At 70.9% G+C, this 16,943-nt stretch carries 14 protein-coding genes and 1 pseudogene; 3 read left to right on the forward strand and 12 right to left on the reverse strand.

The features are described from left to right. Nucleotide 1 precedes the first annotated feature (1 nt). Entirely contained in the window at nt 2-349 is a 348-nt protein-coding gene (locus ACWC09_RS06225; RefSeq protein WP_450849008.1) for a hypothetical protein, read from the forward strand. 89 nt (nt 350-438) lie between these two features. Here ACWC09_RS06225 and ACWC09_RS06230 read toward each other — a convergent pair whose 3' ends face one another. The 6 genes and pseudogenes from ACWC09_RS06230 to ACWC09_RS06255 all read right to left on the reverse strand — a co-directional run. Then, nucleotides 439-1,140, reverse strand: a complete 702-nt coding sequence (locus ACWC09_RS06230) for a helix-turn-helix transcriptional regulator (protein ID WP_450849010.1) — start codon at nt 1,138-1,140, stop codon at nt 439-441. Nucleotides 1,141-1,394: 254 nt separating this feature from the next. Next, a complete protein-coding gene (locus tag ACWC09_RS06235) occupies nt 1,395-3,182 on the reverse strand; it encodes an outer membrane protein assembly factor BamB family protein (RefSeq protein ID WP_450849012.1) in 1,788 nt (595 codons plus the stop codon). A gap of 106 nt (nt 3,183-3,288) precedes the next feature. Then, nucleotides 3,289-5,121 carry an outer membrane protein assembly factor BamB family protein gene (locus tag ACWC09_RS06240; protein WP_450849014.1) on the reverse strand — a complete coding sequence of 611 codons (1,833 nt, stop codon included), beginning with the start codon at nt 5,119-5,121 and terminating at the stop codon, nt 3,289-3,291. Nucleotides 5,122-5,324: 203 nt separating this feature from the next. Then, complete coding sequence (locus tag ACWC09_RS06245) at nt 5,325-7,142, reverse strand: ABC-F family ATP-binding cassette domain-containing protein (RefSeq protein ID WP_450849015.1); 1,818 nt, start codon at nt 7,140-7,142, stop codon at nt 5,325-5,327. 97 nt (nt 7,143-7,239) lie between these two features. Further along, a complete protein-coding gene (locus ACWC09_RS06250) occupies nt 7,240-8,355 on the reverse strand; it encodes a peptidoglycan recognition protein family protein (protein ID WP_450849017.1) in 1,116 nt (371 codons plus the stop codon). A gap of 322 nt (nt 8,356-8,677) precedes the next feature. Beyond that, a pseudogene (locus ACWC09_RS06255) lies at nt 8,678-8,920 on the reverse strand (ATP-binding protein); the annotation flags it as partial. Here ACWC09_RS06255 and ACWC09_RS06260 point away from each other — a divergent pair. Continuing rightward, the gene (locus tag ACWC09_RS06260; protein WP_450849019.1) at nt 8,835-9,050 is read left to right on the forward strand and encodes a hypothetical protein; all 216 of its coding nucleotides are present in this window, start codon (nt 8,835-8,837) and stop codon (nt 9,048-9,050) included. The pseudogene ACWC09_RS06255 and the gene ACWC09_RS06260 overlap by 86 nt on opposite strands. A gap of 91 nt (nt 9,051-9,141) precedes the next feature. Here ACWC09_RS06260 and ACWC09_RS06265 read toward each other — a convergent pair whose 3' ends face one another. The 6 genes from ACWC09_RS06265 to rsmI all read right to left on the reverse strand — a co-directional run bounded on the left by ACWC09_RS06265 (nt 9,142) and on the right by rsmI (nt 15,023). Continuing rightward, nucleotides 9,142-10,041: a 4-(cytidine 5'-diphospho)-2-C-methyl-D-erythritol kinase gene (locus ACWC09_RS06265; RefSeq protein ID WP_450849021.1), complete on the reverse strand. Its 900-nt coding sequence runs from the start codon at nt 10,039-10,041 to the stop codon at nt 9,142-9,144. Then, the gene (rsmA, locus tag ACWC09_RS06270) at nt 10,038-10,913 is read right to left on the reverse strand and encodes a 16S rRNA (adenine(1518)-N(6)/adenine(1519)-N(6))-dimethyltransferase RsmA (protein WP_450849023.1); all 876 of its coding nucleotides are present in this window, start codon (nt 10,911-10,913) and stop codon (nt 10,038-10,040) included. The genes ACWC09_RS06265 and rsmA overlap by 4 nt, the downstream gene beginning before the upstream one ends. Nucleotides 10,914-10,990: 77 nt before the next feature. Beyond that, nucleotides 10,991-12,412, reverse strand: coding sequence for a ubiquitin-like domain-containing protein (locus ACWC09_RS06275; protein WP_450849024.1), 1,422 nt, complete (start codon nt 12,410-12,412; stop codon nt 10,991-10,993). Nucleotides 12,413-12,529: 117 nt separating this feature from the next. After that, nucleotides 12,530-13,450 carry a TatD family hydrolase gene (locus ACWC09_RS06280; RefSeq protein ID WP_450849026.1) on the reverse strand — a complete coding sequence of 307 codons (921 nt, stop codon included), beginning with the start codon at nt 13,448-13,450 and terminating at the stop codon, nt 12,530-12,532. A gap of 46 nt (nt 13,451-13,496) precedes the next feature. Beyond that, nucleotides 13,497-13,916 (reverse strand): hypothetical protein, encoded by a 420-nt coding sequence (locus ACWC09_RS06285; protein WP_450849028.1) that lies wholly within the window; start codon nt 13,914-13,916, stop codon nt 13,497-13,499. Nucleotides 13,917-14,162: 246 nt separating this feature from the next. Further along, nucleotides 14,163-15,023: a 16S rRNA (cytidine(1402)-2'-O)-methyltransferase gene (gene rsmI / locus ACWC09_RS06290; protein WP_450849030.1), complete on the reverse strand. Its 861-nt coding sequence runs from the start codon at nt 15,021-15,023 to the stop codon at nt 14,163-14,165. A gap of 108 nt (nt 15,024-15,131) precedes the next feature. Here rsmI and ACWC09_RS06295 point away from each other — a divergent pair, with 108 nt between their 5' ends. Beyond that, complete coding sequence (locus tag ACWC09_RS06295; protein WP_450849032.1) at nt 15,132-16,865, forward strand: dolichyl-phosphate-mannose--protein mannosyltransferase; 1,734 nt, start codon at nt 15,132-15,134, stop codon at nt 16,863-16,865. Nucleotides 16,866-16,943 lie beyond the last annotated feature (78 nt).

The raw sequence follows: 16,943 nt of genomic DNA on the forward strand, positions 1-16,943 counted from the left end.
CATGTCCGACTTTTCCGACCGCCCCGAGCACTCCGAGCACTCCGAGCACTCCGGATACTCCGAGCAGGACGTCCAGCGCGAGGTCACCGAACTCCAGAAGCAGTCCACCACCGCGGCCCGCATCTTCGACCTGCGGCGCATCATCGGCGGCCTGTTCGTCGTCTACGGCGTCATCGTCACCATCGCCGGCATCACCGACGACCAGGCCGCCATCGACAAGGCGCAGGGCATCAACATCAACCTGTGGACCGGCATCGCGATGCTGCTGCTCGGCGTGTTCTTCCTGGTCTGGCTGAAGTTGCGGCCCACGCCTCCGCCTCTTCCTCCGGAGGAGGAAGAGGCGGAGTAGCGCCGTTGCGCTTGCGGAAGTCTGCCGGGTGCGGGGGCGTGGGGGCTGCTCGCGCAGTTCCCCGCGCCCCTTTCGCCCCCGCGGGCGCCCTATGCCTCCGCGCCGTCCGACGGCACCGCGTGCGGTACCGGGCCCGCCCGGTCCAGCAGGCCCGTCCGGGCCGCCAGGGCCGCCGCCTCCAGGCGGGAGCCGACGCCCAGTTTCATCAGGACGCGCTGGACGTGGGTGCGGGCGGTCGACGGGGCGATCCCCATGCCGGCCGCTATCAGACGGGTGTCCTCGCCGTCGGCGACCCGGACCAGGACCTCGACCTCGCGCGGGGTGAGCATCTGGAGCAGCCGCTGACCCTCGTCGTCGGGCTGGGCGGCCGGGTTGAGGAGCTCGCTGAAGGCTCCTTGGAGGAGCTGCGGGGCGACCGCGGCCTCCCCGGCTCGCGCCTTCATGATGGCCCGCTCGACACCCTCGATGCGCTCGTCATGACGTACGTAGCCGGAGGCGCCCGCGGCGAAGGCGGCGGCTATGCCGCGTGGGCTGGGCACCGGGCCCAGCACCAGGACCGCCACCTGCGGACGCTCCCGCTTGATCCTCACCACCGGGTCGAAGATCCCCGGCTCGGCCGGTGTCGCCGTCCCCAGCAGGCACACCTCCGGCGCGCGGGTGATCACCAGCTCCGCCGCACCCGCGGCCGGCGCAGCCGCGGCGAGCACCCGGTGCCCCCGCAGCTTCAACGCCGAGGCCAACGCCTCGGCGAGCAGTCGGTGGTCGTCGACCACCATGAGCCGCACTCCCATCGAGCAACCCCCCAGTCCCCCCAATGGATCTCCATCGATGCCCCACTATGGATGCCCACTGGTCCGCGCGGACAGGAGCCCCCTCCCGGCTCCCCCGCTCTTCATGCCCCCGGAAGCTACACGCTTGTTCGACGTTACGCTCCCCCTACTGGTGAGAAGTGCCCCGGATCGACGGAATATCTTGCTTTCCTCGCATTCAAGGGTGATTCAACCGTTGAAGATTGACCCGTCGGTGATGCACCCCTCGCTGCCGCTCATCCGCCGGTGCCGAAGGCGAGCGCCAGGTACTTCTCCCCTGTGCTGGACGCCTTGTCGGCGTAGTGCGAGGCCATGTAGAGGTGGCCCTGCGCGTAGAGGATCTCGGAGTAGTCCGGGGACATGGTGGCCTCCGCGGCCCGCGCCGAGCCCGTCGCCGGGTTCTCCAGCAGCTTGGTCTCCTTGAAGGAGCCGCCGTCGATGCTGACGATCTGGCCACCCTTGTTGTAGGGCGGCCGCTTGTACGCGATCAGGTTGCCCTTGTCCATGCGCAGCGGAGTGATCGTGTAGCCGTCGCCGGCGTCGGCACGCTGTCCGGTCTGCTTGCCGGTGGCCAGGTCGAAGGAGACGATCTCGTTGGTCTGGCTGTACCCGGTGCCGTCGTGCTCCTCCGTCGGGATGTACAGCCGGTCGTTGCCGACGGCGAGTCCGGTGCACGCCTCGATCTCCGAGATGGAGTCGCAGCGGGCCGCGTACTGCTTGCCCGGCGCCGAGATGTGGGTGATCAGCTTGCCGGTCTTGTCGTCGATCGAGTAGAAGTCCGAGATCTCGCTGCCGTCGCCCGCGGTGTCACCGGCGTCGGCCGCCACGACCAGGGGGTTCGTCGAGACGACGGCGGCGTACTCGATGCCCTTGGCCATCTTGTACTCCGAGATCACCTCGCCGGATTCCGGGTCGATGGTCTGGATGTGCAGTTGACGCTGGCCGTACTGGCCGCACTTGAGGACCGCGACCAGCTTCTCGCCGCCGCCGTATCCGGCGTCGCGGCAGCTGTCGTCCGGCTTCGGGGCCCACAGCGCCTTGCCGGTGGCGACGTCGAAGGCGGCGCCGCCGGTGAGGCCGCCGACGGCGACGGTGTTCGCGCTGACGGTCACGTTGCTGAAGTTCATCGGCTGGCCGTCGTAGTCGACGGTCTTCGTCCACAGCTTCCTGCCCGCGGCGAGGTCGATCGCCGCGACCTGGGTGCAGCCGGCCGAGCTGTTCTTCGCCGGCATCTTCGGCTGGAAGAGGACGGCCGTCCGGTTGTCGTCGGTGGTGTGGGCGCTGGCCTCGCAGACCGGGCCGGGCAGCTTGATCGTCCACAGCCTGGTGCCCTTGTCGGGGTCGTAGCCGTCGATCTCGGCGACACCGCTCTTCACATACGCCTTGTCGGTGAGCCATGACCCGGACACGACGGTGGTCCCGGCGACCTTGGGCGACGCCAGCTTGAACAGCTGCCGGGCACTGGGATCGGAGGGCACCTTCTCCTCGCCCTTGCCGTCGGCGCCCCCACCGCCGGTGTCCTCGCTGCCGCCGGTACCGCCGCTGGAACTGGCGGTGTCGTCCTTCTTGTCGCCGTCCGAGCCGGAGGTGGCGAACCAGACCCCACCGGCGACCAGGGCGAGGGCGGCGACCGCGGCGACGATGATCACCGGCACCTTGCTCTTCCCCGCGCCCCCGGGCTGCCCGGCGGGCGGGTACGGCGGAACGGGGCCCTGCGGGTAGCCGTAACCGGCCTGCTGCCCATAGGGGTTGGGCTGCTGCCCGAAGGGCGCGGCGGGCTGGCCGTAGGGGGCGGGCTGCTGCCCCGGGTAGCCGTAGGGCGGCTGCGGGGACTGGGGCGGCTGGGCTTGGGGGGCGCCGTAGCCCGGCTGCTGTGGTGGCGGGGGCGCCTGCGGGTAGCCGTACCCCGGCTGTGCGGGCTGCTGCGGGGCGCCGTAGCCCGGCTGTTGGGGTGGCTGCCGGCCCTGGGGTGGGCCGAAGCCGCCCTGCTGTGGGGGCTGGTGGGGCGGTGGGGGCTGGGTCATGGCTTGGGTACCTCGTGAGCGGAGGGCGGGGACGGCCGTCGGGGCGGGGCGGCGGCGTGAAGTGCCTGTACGGAAAGGTCACTTGGGAACGGTCACGTGGAAGGCGTCACTTGCCGAAGGCGAGCATCAGCTTTCCCTTCGAGTCGTCGTTGCCGCTGACCCGGGTGGTCGAGAGGTAGAAGCGTCCGTCGACCCAGTCGAAGGCCTTGGAGAACAGGCCGCTCTCCAGGTCCGCGGTCGTGGACGGGTTCTGCAGCAGCTTGGCCGGGGTGTGGCTGGAACCGCTCGTCGCGATCGCCACCACCTGGCCGCCCGCGTCGTACGACGGCTCCACATAGGCGACGAGCTTGCCGCCCTCCACCTTGATCGGCAGCATCGACTCGTCCGCCGGGGACTTGACGCGCCACTTCTCCTTGCCGTTGGCGAGGTTGATCGCGACGATCTCGTTCGGCCCGGTGGTGGCCTGGGTCGGCAGATACAGCGTGTTCGCGTCGGCCGCCACGCCCTCGCAGCCCTGCAGATCACGTGCGAGGATGGCCCACCCGCACTGGGGCGCGAAGTTCTCGTCGAAGCCGACCTGGGAACGGAAGTCGCCCTTGGCGTCGAAGGTGGAGATGTTCCAGGCCTTCTTGTCCTCGTTCGTGCTGTAGACGACGAGCGGGTCGACGGAGTAGGTGCGCGCGACCTTCCAGCCCTTGTCGAACTTCTGCGTCCACCGGGCCTTGCCGGTCGTCGGGTCGAGCTCCTGGATCTCGTCGTGCTCGTTCGTCTCGCCGGCCTCGCAGGACGCGACGGAGACCAGCTTGTCGCCGCCCGCGAACGCGGTCGGGAAACAGGCCTTGCCGTACTTGGTCTTCTCGAACAGCTTCTTCCCGCTGTCGATGTCGTACGCCACCCCGGACTGCGCCCGCCCCGCCACCACCGTCTTCCCGGTGACCGTCAGGGACACGGTGACGGTGTTGTCGAACAGCGCGCCGTCGGCGAGCTTGAGGCTCCAGCCCTTCTCGCCCGTGTTCAGGTCGAGTTGCTGGAGCATGTTGCACTTGGCGTTCTGGCTGCTGCCGCTCTCGTAGGCCACCACGATCTTGTCGTCGGCCGACTTCCGCGGGGTGACCGAGCAGATCTTCTGCGGGAACCTGACGGCGTCCCAGGTCGGCTCGCCGTCGGCCACGTCGAAGGCGAAGACCTGCTTGTACGCCGCCTTCACCGCCGTCTTGTCGGTGATCCACATGCCGGGCGCGTCGGCACCGGCACCGGGCGCGTCCGGCGGCGACTTGTACCAGAGCACCTTGGCCTCGCCCGGCCGGCGGCCCGAGTTGAGGTTCTCCGGGTCGGAACCGCCACCGCCGGAGCCGCCCGAGGTGCCGGACGCGGTGGGCTTGGGGTCGTCGCTCTGCCGGGCGACCGGCTTCTTGCCGTCGTCCCCGCCGGTCACCGCGTAGACGGTGCCGCCGATGACGGCCAGCGCGGCGACCACCGCGGCGACGACCAGACCGGGCCTGCCCTTGAAGGGGTTGCCGGAGCCGGAGGGCGGGGTGCCGGGCGCACCGGGGTACTGGGGCTGCGGCGGGTAGCCGTAAACGGGCTGCTGCCCGTACGGCCCCGGCTGCTGCGGCTGCCCGTACGGGCCGGGTTGGCCATAAGCACCGGGCTGCGGCTGGGCGTAGGGGCCGCCGGGTCGGCCATAGGCGCCCGGCTGTTGGGGGTACGCTCCCGGCTGCTGCGGCGTCCGGGGCGGCTGCGGAGCTTGGGGCGGCTGCGGTATCTGCGGGGCTTGGGACGGCTGCGGGTAGCCGTGACCCTGCTGCGGCGGGACCTGTGGAGGCGGCGGCATCCGGGGCGGGCCCGGGGGTGGCGGCGGGGCGCCGAAACCGCCCTGCGGTGGGCCTTGCGGCGCGCCGAAGCCCCCCGGCGGCGGTTGGTCGGGTGGCTGTGTCATCCGCGTTTCCCCCGTTCGATGACCGTTTTCTAGCCACGCCCCGAGGTGCGTGATGACCCGGAGTCGCACTCAGAAAGTTCTCAGGCGGCCCTTTCTATCACTCGGGACCGACAACGCACCGGGCCGGACCGCCCCCTGTTCCCAAGGGACGACCGGCCCGTGATGCCGTCGTTACGCGCCCCGTGCGCGCCTGCACTCGCCCGTCACGCGTCCTCGGCGAGTTCCAGCCAGCGCAGCTCCAGCTCCTCGCGCTGACCGGCCAAGTCCCGCAGTTCGGCGTCCAGTTCGGCCACCTTCGCGAAGTCCGTGGCGTTCTCCGCGATCTGGGCGTGCAGCTTGGTCTCCCGCTCGGAGACCTTGTCCAACTGCCGCTCGATCTTCTGGAGTTCCTTCTTGGCGGCGCGCTGGTCGGCGGCGTTCCTCTGCGGGACGCCGTCCTCGGGCACGGCCTTCACCGCGACCGGCGAGGAAGCGGCGACCGCCTCCTCCATCCGCCGGCGCCGCTCCAGGTACTCGTCGATGCCACGCGGCAGCATCCGCAGGGTGGCGTCACCGAGCAGGGCGAACACCCGGTCGGTGGTGCGTTCGACGAAGAACCGGTCGTGGGAGATGACGATCATCGAGCCGGGCCAGCCGTCGAGGACGTCCTCCAGCTGGGTCAGGGTCTCGATGTCGAGGTCGTTGGTGGGCTCGTCGAGGAAGAGGACGTTCGGTTCGTCCATCAACAGCCGCAGCAGCTGGAGTCGGCGGCGCTCACCGCCCGACAGGTCGCCGACCGGCGTCCACTGCTTCTCCTTGTTGAAGCCGAACGTCTCGCACAGCTGCCCGGCGGTCATCTCGCGCCCCTTGCCGAGGTCGACGCGCTCCCGCACCTGCTGGACTGCTTCCAGGACCCGCAGGTTCGGGTTCAGCTCGGCGACCTCCTGGGAGAGATAGGCCAGCTTGACCGTCTTGCCGACGCTGACGCGCCCGCCGACGGGCTGCTTCTCGCCCTCGGTCCGGGCCGCCTCCGCCATCGCCCGCAGCAGCGAGGTCTTGCCGGCGCCGTTGACGCCGACCAGGCCGATGCGGTCGCCGGGGCCGAGCTGCCAGGTGACGTGCTTGAGCAGCACCTTGGGACCGGCCTGGACGGTCACGTCCTCCAGGTCGAAGACCGTCTTGCCCAGCCGGGAGGACGCGAACTTCATCAGCTCGGAGCTGTCCCGCGGCGGCGGTACGTCCTTGATGAGCTCGTTGGCGGCCTCGACGCGGAAGCGCGGCTTGGACGTACGCGCGGGTGCCCCGCGCCGCAGCCAGGCCAGCTCCTTGCGGACGAGGTTCTGCCGCTTGACCTCCTCGGTCGCGGCGATGCGCTCGCGCTCGGCACGCGCGAAGACGTAGTCCGAGTAGCCGCCCTCGTACTCGTAGACGTCGCCCTTCTGCACGTCCCACATGCGCGTGCACACCTGGTCCAGGAACCAGCGGTCGTGTGTGACGCAGACGAGCGCGGAGCGGCGCTCGCGCAGATGCCGGGCGAGCCAGGAGATGCCCTCGACGTCGAGGTGGTTCGTCGGCTCGTCCAGGACGATCAGGTCCTGTTCCTCGATGAGCAGCTTGGCCAGCGCGATACGGCGCCGCTCGCCACCGGAGAGGGGCGCGATGACCGTGTCCAGGCCCTGTGGGAAGCCGGGGAGGTCGAGCCCGCCGAACAGCCCGGTCAGCACATCACGGATCTTGGCGTTGCCCGCCCACTCGTGGTCGGCCATGTCCCGGATGACCTCGTGCCGCACGGTGGCGGTCGGGTCCAGGGAGTCGTGCTGGGTGAGCACCCCGAGGCGCAGCCCGCCGGAGTGCGTGACGCGCCCGGTGTCGGTGTCCTCCAGCTTGGCCAGCATCCGGATGAGGGTGGTCTTGCCGTCGCCGTTGCGACCCACCACCCCGATCCGGTCGCCTTCGGAGACGCCGAGGGACACGCCGTCGAGGAGGGCACGAGTGCCGTACACCTTGCTGACGTTCTCGACATTGACCAGATTGACGGCCATTACTCTCCTGCCCAGGGGGGTCGATCAGCCTCCCAGCCTAATGCGCGCCGGTCGGTGACCGATCCCCGAGCAGGTCAGCCTGTGGACAACTCCCGGATCAGCGGGCCGCGGCCGTCCGGACCTCGCCCAGGAGGTCGTACATCGTCTGGCCGGGACAGTCGGTCTGCAGCCAGTCGCGGTGGCCGCTGACCGTGTTCACGTCCTTGGTGACGCCGTTGACCGGGTTCACGAAGGTCGTCTTTCCCGCGGGGTCCAGGCCCTTGAAGCGGGAGATCACCTTGATCAGTCGGATCAGCGAGGTCTTGGCCGCGTCCGTCGGGCCCTGGTCGACGAGGGTGCCTATGAGGGCGATGCCGAGGTTGCCGGAGTTGAAGCCGGCGGTGTGGAAGGCGGTGACCAGGTCGCCGTCGGTGTCGAAGGCGGGGATCGGGTCGTCGCCGGAGTAGCGGCCCTCGTAGACGGTGCCGACCTCGTCGATGAGGAAGTGGTAGCCGATGTCGCCCCAGTCCAGGGTGACCGCGTGGTACTCGTAGATCCCGCGGACGGTCGACGCAGGGTCCGGGTCGCTGTTCGGGGTGTCCGTGTGGTGGACGGTGATCGTCTGCAACGCGTAGTACTTCTCGGGCGAGTTGACCTGCCCGTTCTTGTACCGCTTCGACTCGTCGGCACCCCAGGCGGGCCGCGACAGATAGCGCACGCCACGCACGCGTGTCGGCTCCGACGGCACCTGGAAGGTGCGGCCGGGGCCGCGAGCGGGGTCGATCGCGAGCGAACGCACGTCCGTCGTGCCGCTGTCGGCCTTCACCTCGTACGTCTTGGCGTTGCCGGCCGCCACCAGGGCCGTACCACCGCCGTCGACGGTCGCGCAGCCGCCGCTCAGCTGCTGGAAGGCGGAGTCGCCCGGGAAGCGGATGGCGGCGCCGTCCTGGGCGCCGCTCCAGCGCAGGCCGACGTAGGAGGCGGCGAAGGAGGTGGTGGCAGTACCGGTACCGGTGGCGGCGGCCGAGCGGGTCGCCGGGAACTGCTCCGGCGTCGTACCGGAGTCGGCGCTGCCGGAGCTGCCGGAACTGTCGGAGCCGGAGTCGGTCGCCGCGAAGACCGCCGGGGTCAGGGCCGCGGCGCCGGCCACGGCCGCGCCGGCGCCGATCGCGCCACGACGGGACAGGGACCGCTTGCGACGGTGGGTGGGGGTGGGGGGTTCGGACTGGGGCACGAGGTGATCCTTCGGCTGTGCAGAGGTCGTACGCGCAACAGCAAGCGCTTGAAGTATCAATGGACCTTATCCGTCCCACCCGTCCCACCCGTACTGCGGTTGCAGTACATCCGTGTGGAGATCGGGCGAAGATCCCTACGCCGGCGCGCTCCCGGCCCCGCCCGTCCGCCGCCGTGTGATCAGCGCCGCCGCGGGGGCCAACCCGCGTCCGCCGACCGCGTGTTCGGCCACCGGCATGTCGTCGCGCACCAGGTTCTCCCTGGAGGAACACGGCCGCCGTCACCCCGCCGTTCGGCGAGGCACGCAGCTCGACCCTGACTCCCTGCCGCTCGCGCAGCCGGTTGACCACGAACAGGCCGATCTGCTTGGCGTCGAGGAGGTCGACCTTGTCGGACTGGATCTTGCGGTTGGCTTCGGCGAGGGCCTCCTCGTTCATGCCGAAGCCGCTGTCCTCGACCTCGATGAGAACACCGTCACGCATGCGTGCCGCGCACAGCTGCACCTTGGTGCTCGGCGGGGAGAACGCGGCCGCGTTCTCGACCAGTTCGGCCAGCAGATGGATCACGTCGGCGACCGAGCCGCCGACCACGGAGACCTTCGGCACCACCCAGATCTGCACCCGGTGCGCGTTGTCGACCTCGACGACGGCCGCGCACAGCACGTCCGCCGGCGGGATTGGCGCAGGTTACACCTGACATGCATATTTATGCAGGTCAGATGGGTTCCAGAGGGACGCCGGACGCCGGTTGTGAGCAACTGGGTTCCGCTGTCGAGGAGTTGGATCGGTCAGGCGTCGAGCACGGTCGCGCCGGGTGCCGGTCCCGAAGTCGTCCGTACCGACCGGCACGTACGCGAACTCCCCAGCGCCTCCGCCACTTTGAGCGCCGATTCCGTGTCCCGTACGAGGAAAGCCGTCGTCGGGCCCGAGCCGGAGACCAGCGCCGCGAGGGCGCCCGCGGTGCGGCCCGCTTCGAGGGTGTCGGCGAGTTCCGGGAAGAGCGAGAGGGCCGCGGGCTGAAGGTCGTTGGAGACGGCGGCGGCGAGCGCGTCCGGGTCGCCCTTCGCGAGGGCGTCCAGCAGCGGCCGCGAGGCCACGGGCTCGGGGACGTCCCGCGCCTCCGCGAGCCGGTCGAACTCCCGGAACACGGCCGGCGTCGACAGCCCCCGCTCGGCCATCGCGAACACCCAGTGGAAGGTGCCGCCCACTTCGAGCGTGCGCAGCTGCTCGCCGCGCCCGGTGCCCAGCGCCGCCCCGCCGACCAGACTGAACGGCACGTCGCTGCCCAACTCCCCGCAGATGGCGAGCAGTTCGGCCTGGGAGGCGCCCGCCCCCCACAGCGTGTTGCAGGCCAGCAGCGCACCCGCGCCGTCCGCGCTGCCACCCGCCATACCGCCGGCGACCGGGATGTCCTTGGCGATGTGGATGTGCACGGCGGGCTCGATACCGCGCCGCCCGGCGAGCGCGATCGCGGCCCGCGCCGCGAGGTTCGTACGGTCGAGAGGCACCTGGCCGGCGTCGGCCCCCTCGCAGGTGACGCGCAGCTCGTCGGCCGCCGTCACGGTCACGTGGTCGTAGAGCCCGACCGCGAGAAACACATTGGCCAGTTCATGAAACCCGTCGGCCCGGGCGGCACCGACCGCGAGCTGCACATTGACCTTGGCCGGGACACGGACGGTGACACTCACTGGGGACCGGGCTCCTTGTGCTCTGCGATGCGCGCGAACTCCTCGACGGTCAGGGACTCGCCGCGCGCCTGTGGCGACACCCCCGCGGCGACCAGGGCCGTCTCCGCCGCCGCGGCCGACCCCGCCCAGCCGGCGAGTGCCGCGCGCAGTGTCTTGCGCCGCTGGGCGAAGGCCGCGTCGACCACGGCGAACACCTCGCGCTTCGAGGCGGTGGTCTTGATCGGCTCGGCCCTGCGGACCAGCGCGACGAGGCCGCTGTCCACGTTCGGGGCAGGCCAGAAGACGGTGCGTCCGATCGCGCCGGCCCGCTTGACCTCGGCGTACCAGTTGGCCTTCACGGACGGGACGCCGTACACCTTCGAGCCGGGCGGGGCGGCGAGGCGGTCGGCGACCTCCGACTGGACCATGACGAGGGTGCGCTCGATGCTCGGGAAGGTGTCGAGCATATGGAGGAGGACGGGGACGGCGACGTTGTACGGAAGGTTCGCCACCAGCGCGGTCGGGGGCGGGCCCGGCAGCTCGGTGACGTGCATCGCGTCGGAGTGGACCAGCGCGAAACGCTCGGCGCGCTCCGGCATGCGGGCCGCGATGGTCGCGGGCAGCGCGCCGGCCAGTACGTCGTCGATCTCGACCGCGGTGACGCGCTCGGCGGCCTCCAGCAGCGCCAGCGTGAGCGAACCGAGCCCCGGGCCGACCTCCACCACCACGTCGTCCGGCCGCACCTCCGCGGTGCGGACGATACGGCGGACCGTGTTCGCGTCGATCACGAAGTTCTGACCGCGCTGCTTGGTGGGACGCACGCCGAGCGCGGCCGCGAGTTCACGGACGTCGGCGGGCCCGAGGAGGGCGTCTGGGGCGGGGTTGCTGCTCACGGGACAAGGGTACGGGGCGGGACCGGCCGGTCCTGCTGCGGACAGCGGCGCCCATCAGCGGCCCGCGCGCCGCACCCTCACCCGCGCAACCGCGTCCCGCAGTGCGGCCAGGCACTCGCCCCGCGCCGCACATACAGCTTCTTCGCGCGAAGCGTCTGTTCCTCCGGCGTCGCGTCCTGCGGGCGGCCGCTGCCCCCGAGGCTGTGCCAGGTGCGGGTGTCGAACTGGTACAGCCCGCCGTACGTCCCCGAGGGATCGACCGCGTTCGGCCGCCCGCCCGACTCGCACGCCGCGAGCGCGTGCCAGTTCAGCCCGTCCGCGCCCTGCACGGACGTCGGCAGGGGCTTCGTCCCCACCTTCACGATCTGCTTCCGCGGCTTGCGCACCACCTCGGAACCGGTCCTGCGCGGCTTCTGCCCGACCCCGTTGACGGTCCGCAGGGCGTAGGTGTCCCGCCTGAGCCCCACCTGGCCCGCCTGCTGGACGGCCTCCGTCCCCTTGAAGAGGGTCGGGTCGTCGGTCCGCTCCGTCTCGAACGGGATGGGCTCCTCACGGATCTCCTCCGCGCCGGTCACCCGCAGCACGGTCACCGTCTGTCCGTCGCGCGGGAAGCTGTCGCCCGGTACGGACGTCGTGTCCTCCCCGTGCAGGGTGATGCCGGACTCCTCGACCACCTCCCGCACGGTCGCCGCGTTCGTCCGCACGGTCCGCGCCCGCCCGTCGGCCATGACCGTCACGGAACGCTCGGTGCGCACGTCCAGCGCGAGCCCGGCGCGTCCGATGGGCTGGGAGCGCGAGACGGACATGTACGCCCCCTCCACACGCACCCCCAGCTGGACCAGCGCCCCTTGCACCGTGTGCGCCGTCGTCCACACCTCGTGCCGGCGCCCGTCGAGCGTGAGCCGCACGGGGCGCCCGTAGTGCACCGCCACGTCGTCGCCGCTGGCGAGCGCCGAACCGGGGGCGGGCGCCACCACGTCGTGCGCCCCTACGTCCACGCCCTGCTGCGCGAGCAGCTCGTCCACGTCGTCCGCGAAGGTGTGCAGGGTGCGCGGCTTGCCGTCGACCGTCAGCTCGATCGCCTTGTCCTTGGCGACGAACGCGGTGGTACCGCCGGCCAGGAACGCGACGACCAGCGCCTGCGGCAGCAGACGGCGCACGGAACTGTCCGCACGCCCGGTGCTCCACAGCTTGCGCCGACGCGCGCCCCGCCCACTCACCCCGGCGCGCGCACCACCATCGAGCGCCCCCTTGCTCACCGCGCGCCCCGCCTGGCGCGGAAGCGCCGCCTCGGGCGTCGCGCGCGCCTCATGGACACCTCGCACCTCATACGCAGGCGCATACGTGTCGTCGTACGCCCCCGACATCCCGAAGGCCACCGTCCGCGCACTGTGCACGTCGAAACCGTCGTACACGGGCGGCCGGTGTCCAGCCGCTTCCGCCGCTTCCGCCGCGGGGCGGGCGTACTCCTCATACGTCTCGTACTGCGAGCTGCTCACGCCGACACGCTCCAGGGGCCGTAGGGGTCCAGAGGGGTCCGGATCGAGCCACAGAACCTAGCGGAGCGTCCGTCACTCTCCAAAGCGACGCGGCTACGCACAGTAGTGCGTTATGGGTCAGTAACCGAAAGCGCGGGCCGTGTTCATGGCGAGAGCTGTCGCCAGCGCGTCCTCGTCGATACCCCGCACGGCGGCCATGGCGCGCACCGTGACCGGAACGAGATACGGGGCGTTGGGCCGTCCGCGGTACGGCGCGGGCGTCAGGAAGGGCGCGTCGGTCTCCACCAGAAGCAGCTCCAGGGGCGCCACCGCCACGGCGTCCCGCAGGTTCTGGGCGTTCTTGAAGGTGACATTGCCGGCGAAGGACATGAAGTATCCGGCGCGGGCGCAGATCTCCGCCATCCCGGCGTCGCCGGAGTAGCAGTGGAAGACGGTGCGCTCCGGGGCGCCCTCTTCCTTGAGGACGCGCAGCACGTCCGCGTGTGCCTCGCGGTCGTGGATGACCAGCGCCTTGCCATGGCGCTTGGCCATCTCGATGTGGGCGCGGAAGGAGCGCTCCTGCGCCTCCTTGCCCTCGGGCCCGGTGCGGAAGTAGTCGAGGCCGGTCTCGCCGACGCCCTTGACCTGCGGGAGTGCGGCCAGGCGATCGATCTCGGCGAGCGCCTCGTCGAGCGCCCCCGCGCCCCCCGGTTGCCGCGCGCCCTGGCGGGACCAGCCGTCGGGGTCTCCGTGGACGATGCGCGGGGCCTCGTTCGGGTGGAGGGCGACGGTCGCGTGGACGCTCTCGAAGGCGGCGGCGGTCTCGGCGGCCCACCGGGAGCCACGTATGTCGCAGCCGACCTGGACGACGGTCGTCACACCCACTGACGCGGCCTTGGCGAGCGCCTCCTCCACCGTGCCGGACTGCATGTCGAGGTGGGTGTGGGAGTCCGCGACGGGCACCCGGAGGGGTTCCGGGAGCGGCGGCGCCGCGTTCTTGTCACGCGAGGCGCCGGATGCGCGGGAACCGCCGGCGCTGCTGGAGCTGGAGGAGGGCATGCCCCGATCCTACGAAAGGGGCACGCCGTCCCGGCTCGCGGAGCTGTCAGCTCGCCTTGCGGTGGAAGGGGTGCAGAAGATCGGAGAGGTGCCAGTGGTGAGGTTCCTTGACCGCCCCGGCCTCCGCACCCCCGGCGCCCTCCGGCGCCTGGGCGGGTCCGGCCTGCGGGGCGTGCCGCTGGGGTCCGTGCGCCGCGTCGTGCGCCGAGGAGACCTGCCCCGGCCGCATGATCCGTACGACGTGGCTGTCGCAGTTCTGGCACGTCGGCCTGGACAGCGGAGACGGGACGACCTGGCCGCCGGCCACGTACATCACGAACTCGTGGCCCTCGGCGTCCCTGTGGTGCTCTATCTCGTACGACTGCTCCCAGCCGCTGCCGCAACGCATGCAGGCGAAGGAATACGACTCGTGCACGACTGCGGTCGCCGCACCACGGAGGCCGGTCTGCCCTGCGATCTCGCTCATGCCAGCTCCTCTTAGCTGCTGGACAAAGGGACCGGTGCGTCCCTTCGTCCAGTAAGACGCTTCCGGCCTCGCGAGCGCATCAGGGCTGTCGACTGTTGGATCCGATTTGGACTTTCCTTGCCATACCACCCCCGGGAAAGCGGTCAGGGCTTTGCTTTCCACGACAGCCCTTTGCCGTCCCGTGGGGCGCGCGCTCAGGAGAGATGCGCCCTGCTCAGAGGGGGTGTGGCGCACTTCACGAAAGCCTCACGAACCACCCGCGGAAGCGTCGTTCTTCGCGGCCACAACCGCGTCGAACACCTCCCGTTTGGGCAGCCCGGCCTCCGCCGCGACGGCCGCGATGGCCTCCTTGCGCCGCTCCCCCGCTTCCTCACGCACGCGTACCCGTCGCACCAGCTCGGCGGCGTCCAGCTCTCCGGGCCCCTTCTCGGGCGCCCCCTCGACGACGACGGTGATCTCACCCCGTACGCCTTCGGCGGCCCACGCGGCCAGCTCCTCCAGCGGACCCCGCCTGACCTCCTCGTACGTCTTGGTCAGCTCCCGGCAGACGGCCGCCCGCCGCTCGGCGCCGAACACCTCGGCCATCGCGGCGAGGGTGTCGTCGAGCCGGTGCGGGGCCTCGAAGTAGACGAGCGTGCGCCGCTCCTCGGCGGCCTCGCGCAACCGCGTCAGCCGCTCGCCCGCCTTCCTCGGCAGGAAGCCCTCGAAGCAGAACCGGTCCACGGGCAGCCCGGACAGCGCGAGTGCGGTGAGCACGGCGGACGGACCCGGGACGGCCGTGACCCGGATGTCCTTCTCCACCGCCGCCGCGACCAGCCGGTAGCCGGGGTCGGACACGGACGGCATGCCGGCGTCGGTGACGAGCAGGACCCGTGCGCCGTTCACGAGTTCCTCGACCAGTTCTGGCGTACGGGCGGTCTCGTTGCCCTCGAAGTACGACACCACGCGCCCCTTGGGCGTGACGCCCAGCGCCTGCGTCAGCCGCCGCAGCCGGCGCGTGTCCTCGGCGGCGACGACGTCCGCCCCCGCGAGCTCCTCGGCGAGCCGGGGCGGCGCGTCCGCGATGTCGCCGATGGGGGTACCTGCCAGGACAAGGGTTCCAGTCACGCCCCCATCCTCCCAGGGGCGGACACGGGGGCGTGCACAAGGGAACGCATCGCAACCCTTACCTGCCATGCACGGGACTCACACAGAACGGTTCCCTACGATGGCGCGGTGACCAGTACCGCGTCCTCCCCGGACACCCGGCCAGGCCAGGCACTCGAAGACCAGCGGCCGTCGTGGCAGCAGCGGCTGCGCCGTTTCGGATACACGGCCGAGCCCAGAAGCGACGTCCGCGAGCGCCTGGTGCCGCCGTATGTCCGGCCGAGTCCGCGGATGTGGCAGATCCTGGGCGTGCCACGGGCACTGGCCGAGCGGATCGCGCGCTGGTCGGGCTGGGTCGGTCCGCTGCTGGTGACACTGATGGCGGGCGTGATGCGGTTCTGGCACCTCGGCAGCCCGGACTCGGTGATATTCGACGAGACGTACTACGCGAAGGACTCCTGGGCGCTCGTCCACCGGGGCTTCGAGGTCAACTGGGACAAGAACGTCAATGACTTGATCATCAACTCGCACGGACACGTCACCCTTCCGGCGGACGCGGCCTATGTCGTGCACCCGCCGGTCGGCAAGTACGTGATCGGGCTGGGCGAGCTGGTCTTCGGGTTCAACCCGTTCGGCTGGCGGTTCATGACGGCGCTGCTCGGCACGCTGTCCGTGCTGATGCTGTGCCGGATCGGCCGCCGTATCTTCCGCTCGACCTTCCTGGGCTGCCTCGCGGGCGGGCTGATGGCGGTGGACGGGCTGCACTTCGTGATGAGCCGCACCTCACTGCTCGACGGGGTGCTGATGTTCTTCGTGCTGGCCGCCTTCGGCTGTCTGGTGATCGACCGCGACAAGGCGCGCGAGAAACTCGCGGCCGCGCTGCCGCCGGACGCCGACGGGTTCGTCCGACCGGACGCCCACATCGCCGAGAAGACCCGCCTGGGGTGGCGTCCCTGGCGCTGGCTGGCGGGCCTGATGCTGGGCCTGGCCATCGGCACCAAGTGGAACGCCCTCTACATCCTGGCCGCGTTCTGCGTGCTGACGGTCCTGTGGGACGTCGGCTCCCGCAAGGTGGCGGGGGCCCGGCGCCCGTACCTGGCGGCGCTGCCCGCCACCCTGATCGCGGCGGCCATGATCCCGGTCGCGGCCGTCGTCTACCTCGCCTCCTGGACCGGCTGGATCCTCTCCCCCGCCAACGGCTCGGGCGGTTACTTCCGCAACTGGGCCGCCACCGACGGCAAGGGCGGCAGCTGGACCTTCCTGCCCGACTGGCTGCGCAGCCTGTGGCACTACGAGCACGAGGTCTACGAGTTCCACGTCAACCTGCACTCGCCGCACACGTACATGTCCAACCCCTGGAGCTGGATCGTCGACGGCCGCCCGGTCTCGTTCTTCTACGAGTCGCCCTCGCCCGGCTCCGACGGCTGCCCCGCCGACGCCGGCCAGAAGTGCGCCCGCGAGGTCCTGGCGATCGGCACACCGCTGCTGTGGTGGGTGGCCTGCTTCGCGATCCTGTACGTCCTGTGGCGCTGGCTGTTCCGCCGCGACTGGCGGGCCGGCGCCATCGCCTGCGGCATCGCGGCCGGGTATCTGCCCTGGTTCCTGTACCAGGAGCGGACGATCTTCTTCTTCTACGCCGTCGTCTTCGTGCCGTTCCTGTGCCTGGCCGTGGCGATGCTGCTGGGCGCGATCATCGGGCCGCCGGGGTCGAGCGACACACGGCGGGTGGCCGGGGCGACGGGCGCGGGGGTGCTCGTCCTGCTGATCGCCTGGAACTTCATCTACTTCTGGCCCCTGTACACCGGCACGGCGATCCCGATCGACGACTGGCGTTCACGTATGTGGATCGATACCTGGGTATAGCGGACCTTCCGCGCCCTCGAACGGACAACTGCCGAAACTCTCCTCACAGCTCCCCCTTGGGCCACATACAGTGCGAGG

The organism is Streptomyces sp. NPDC001617, assembly GCF_053596855.1.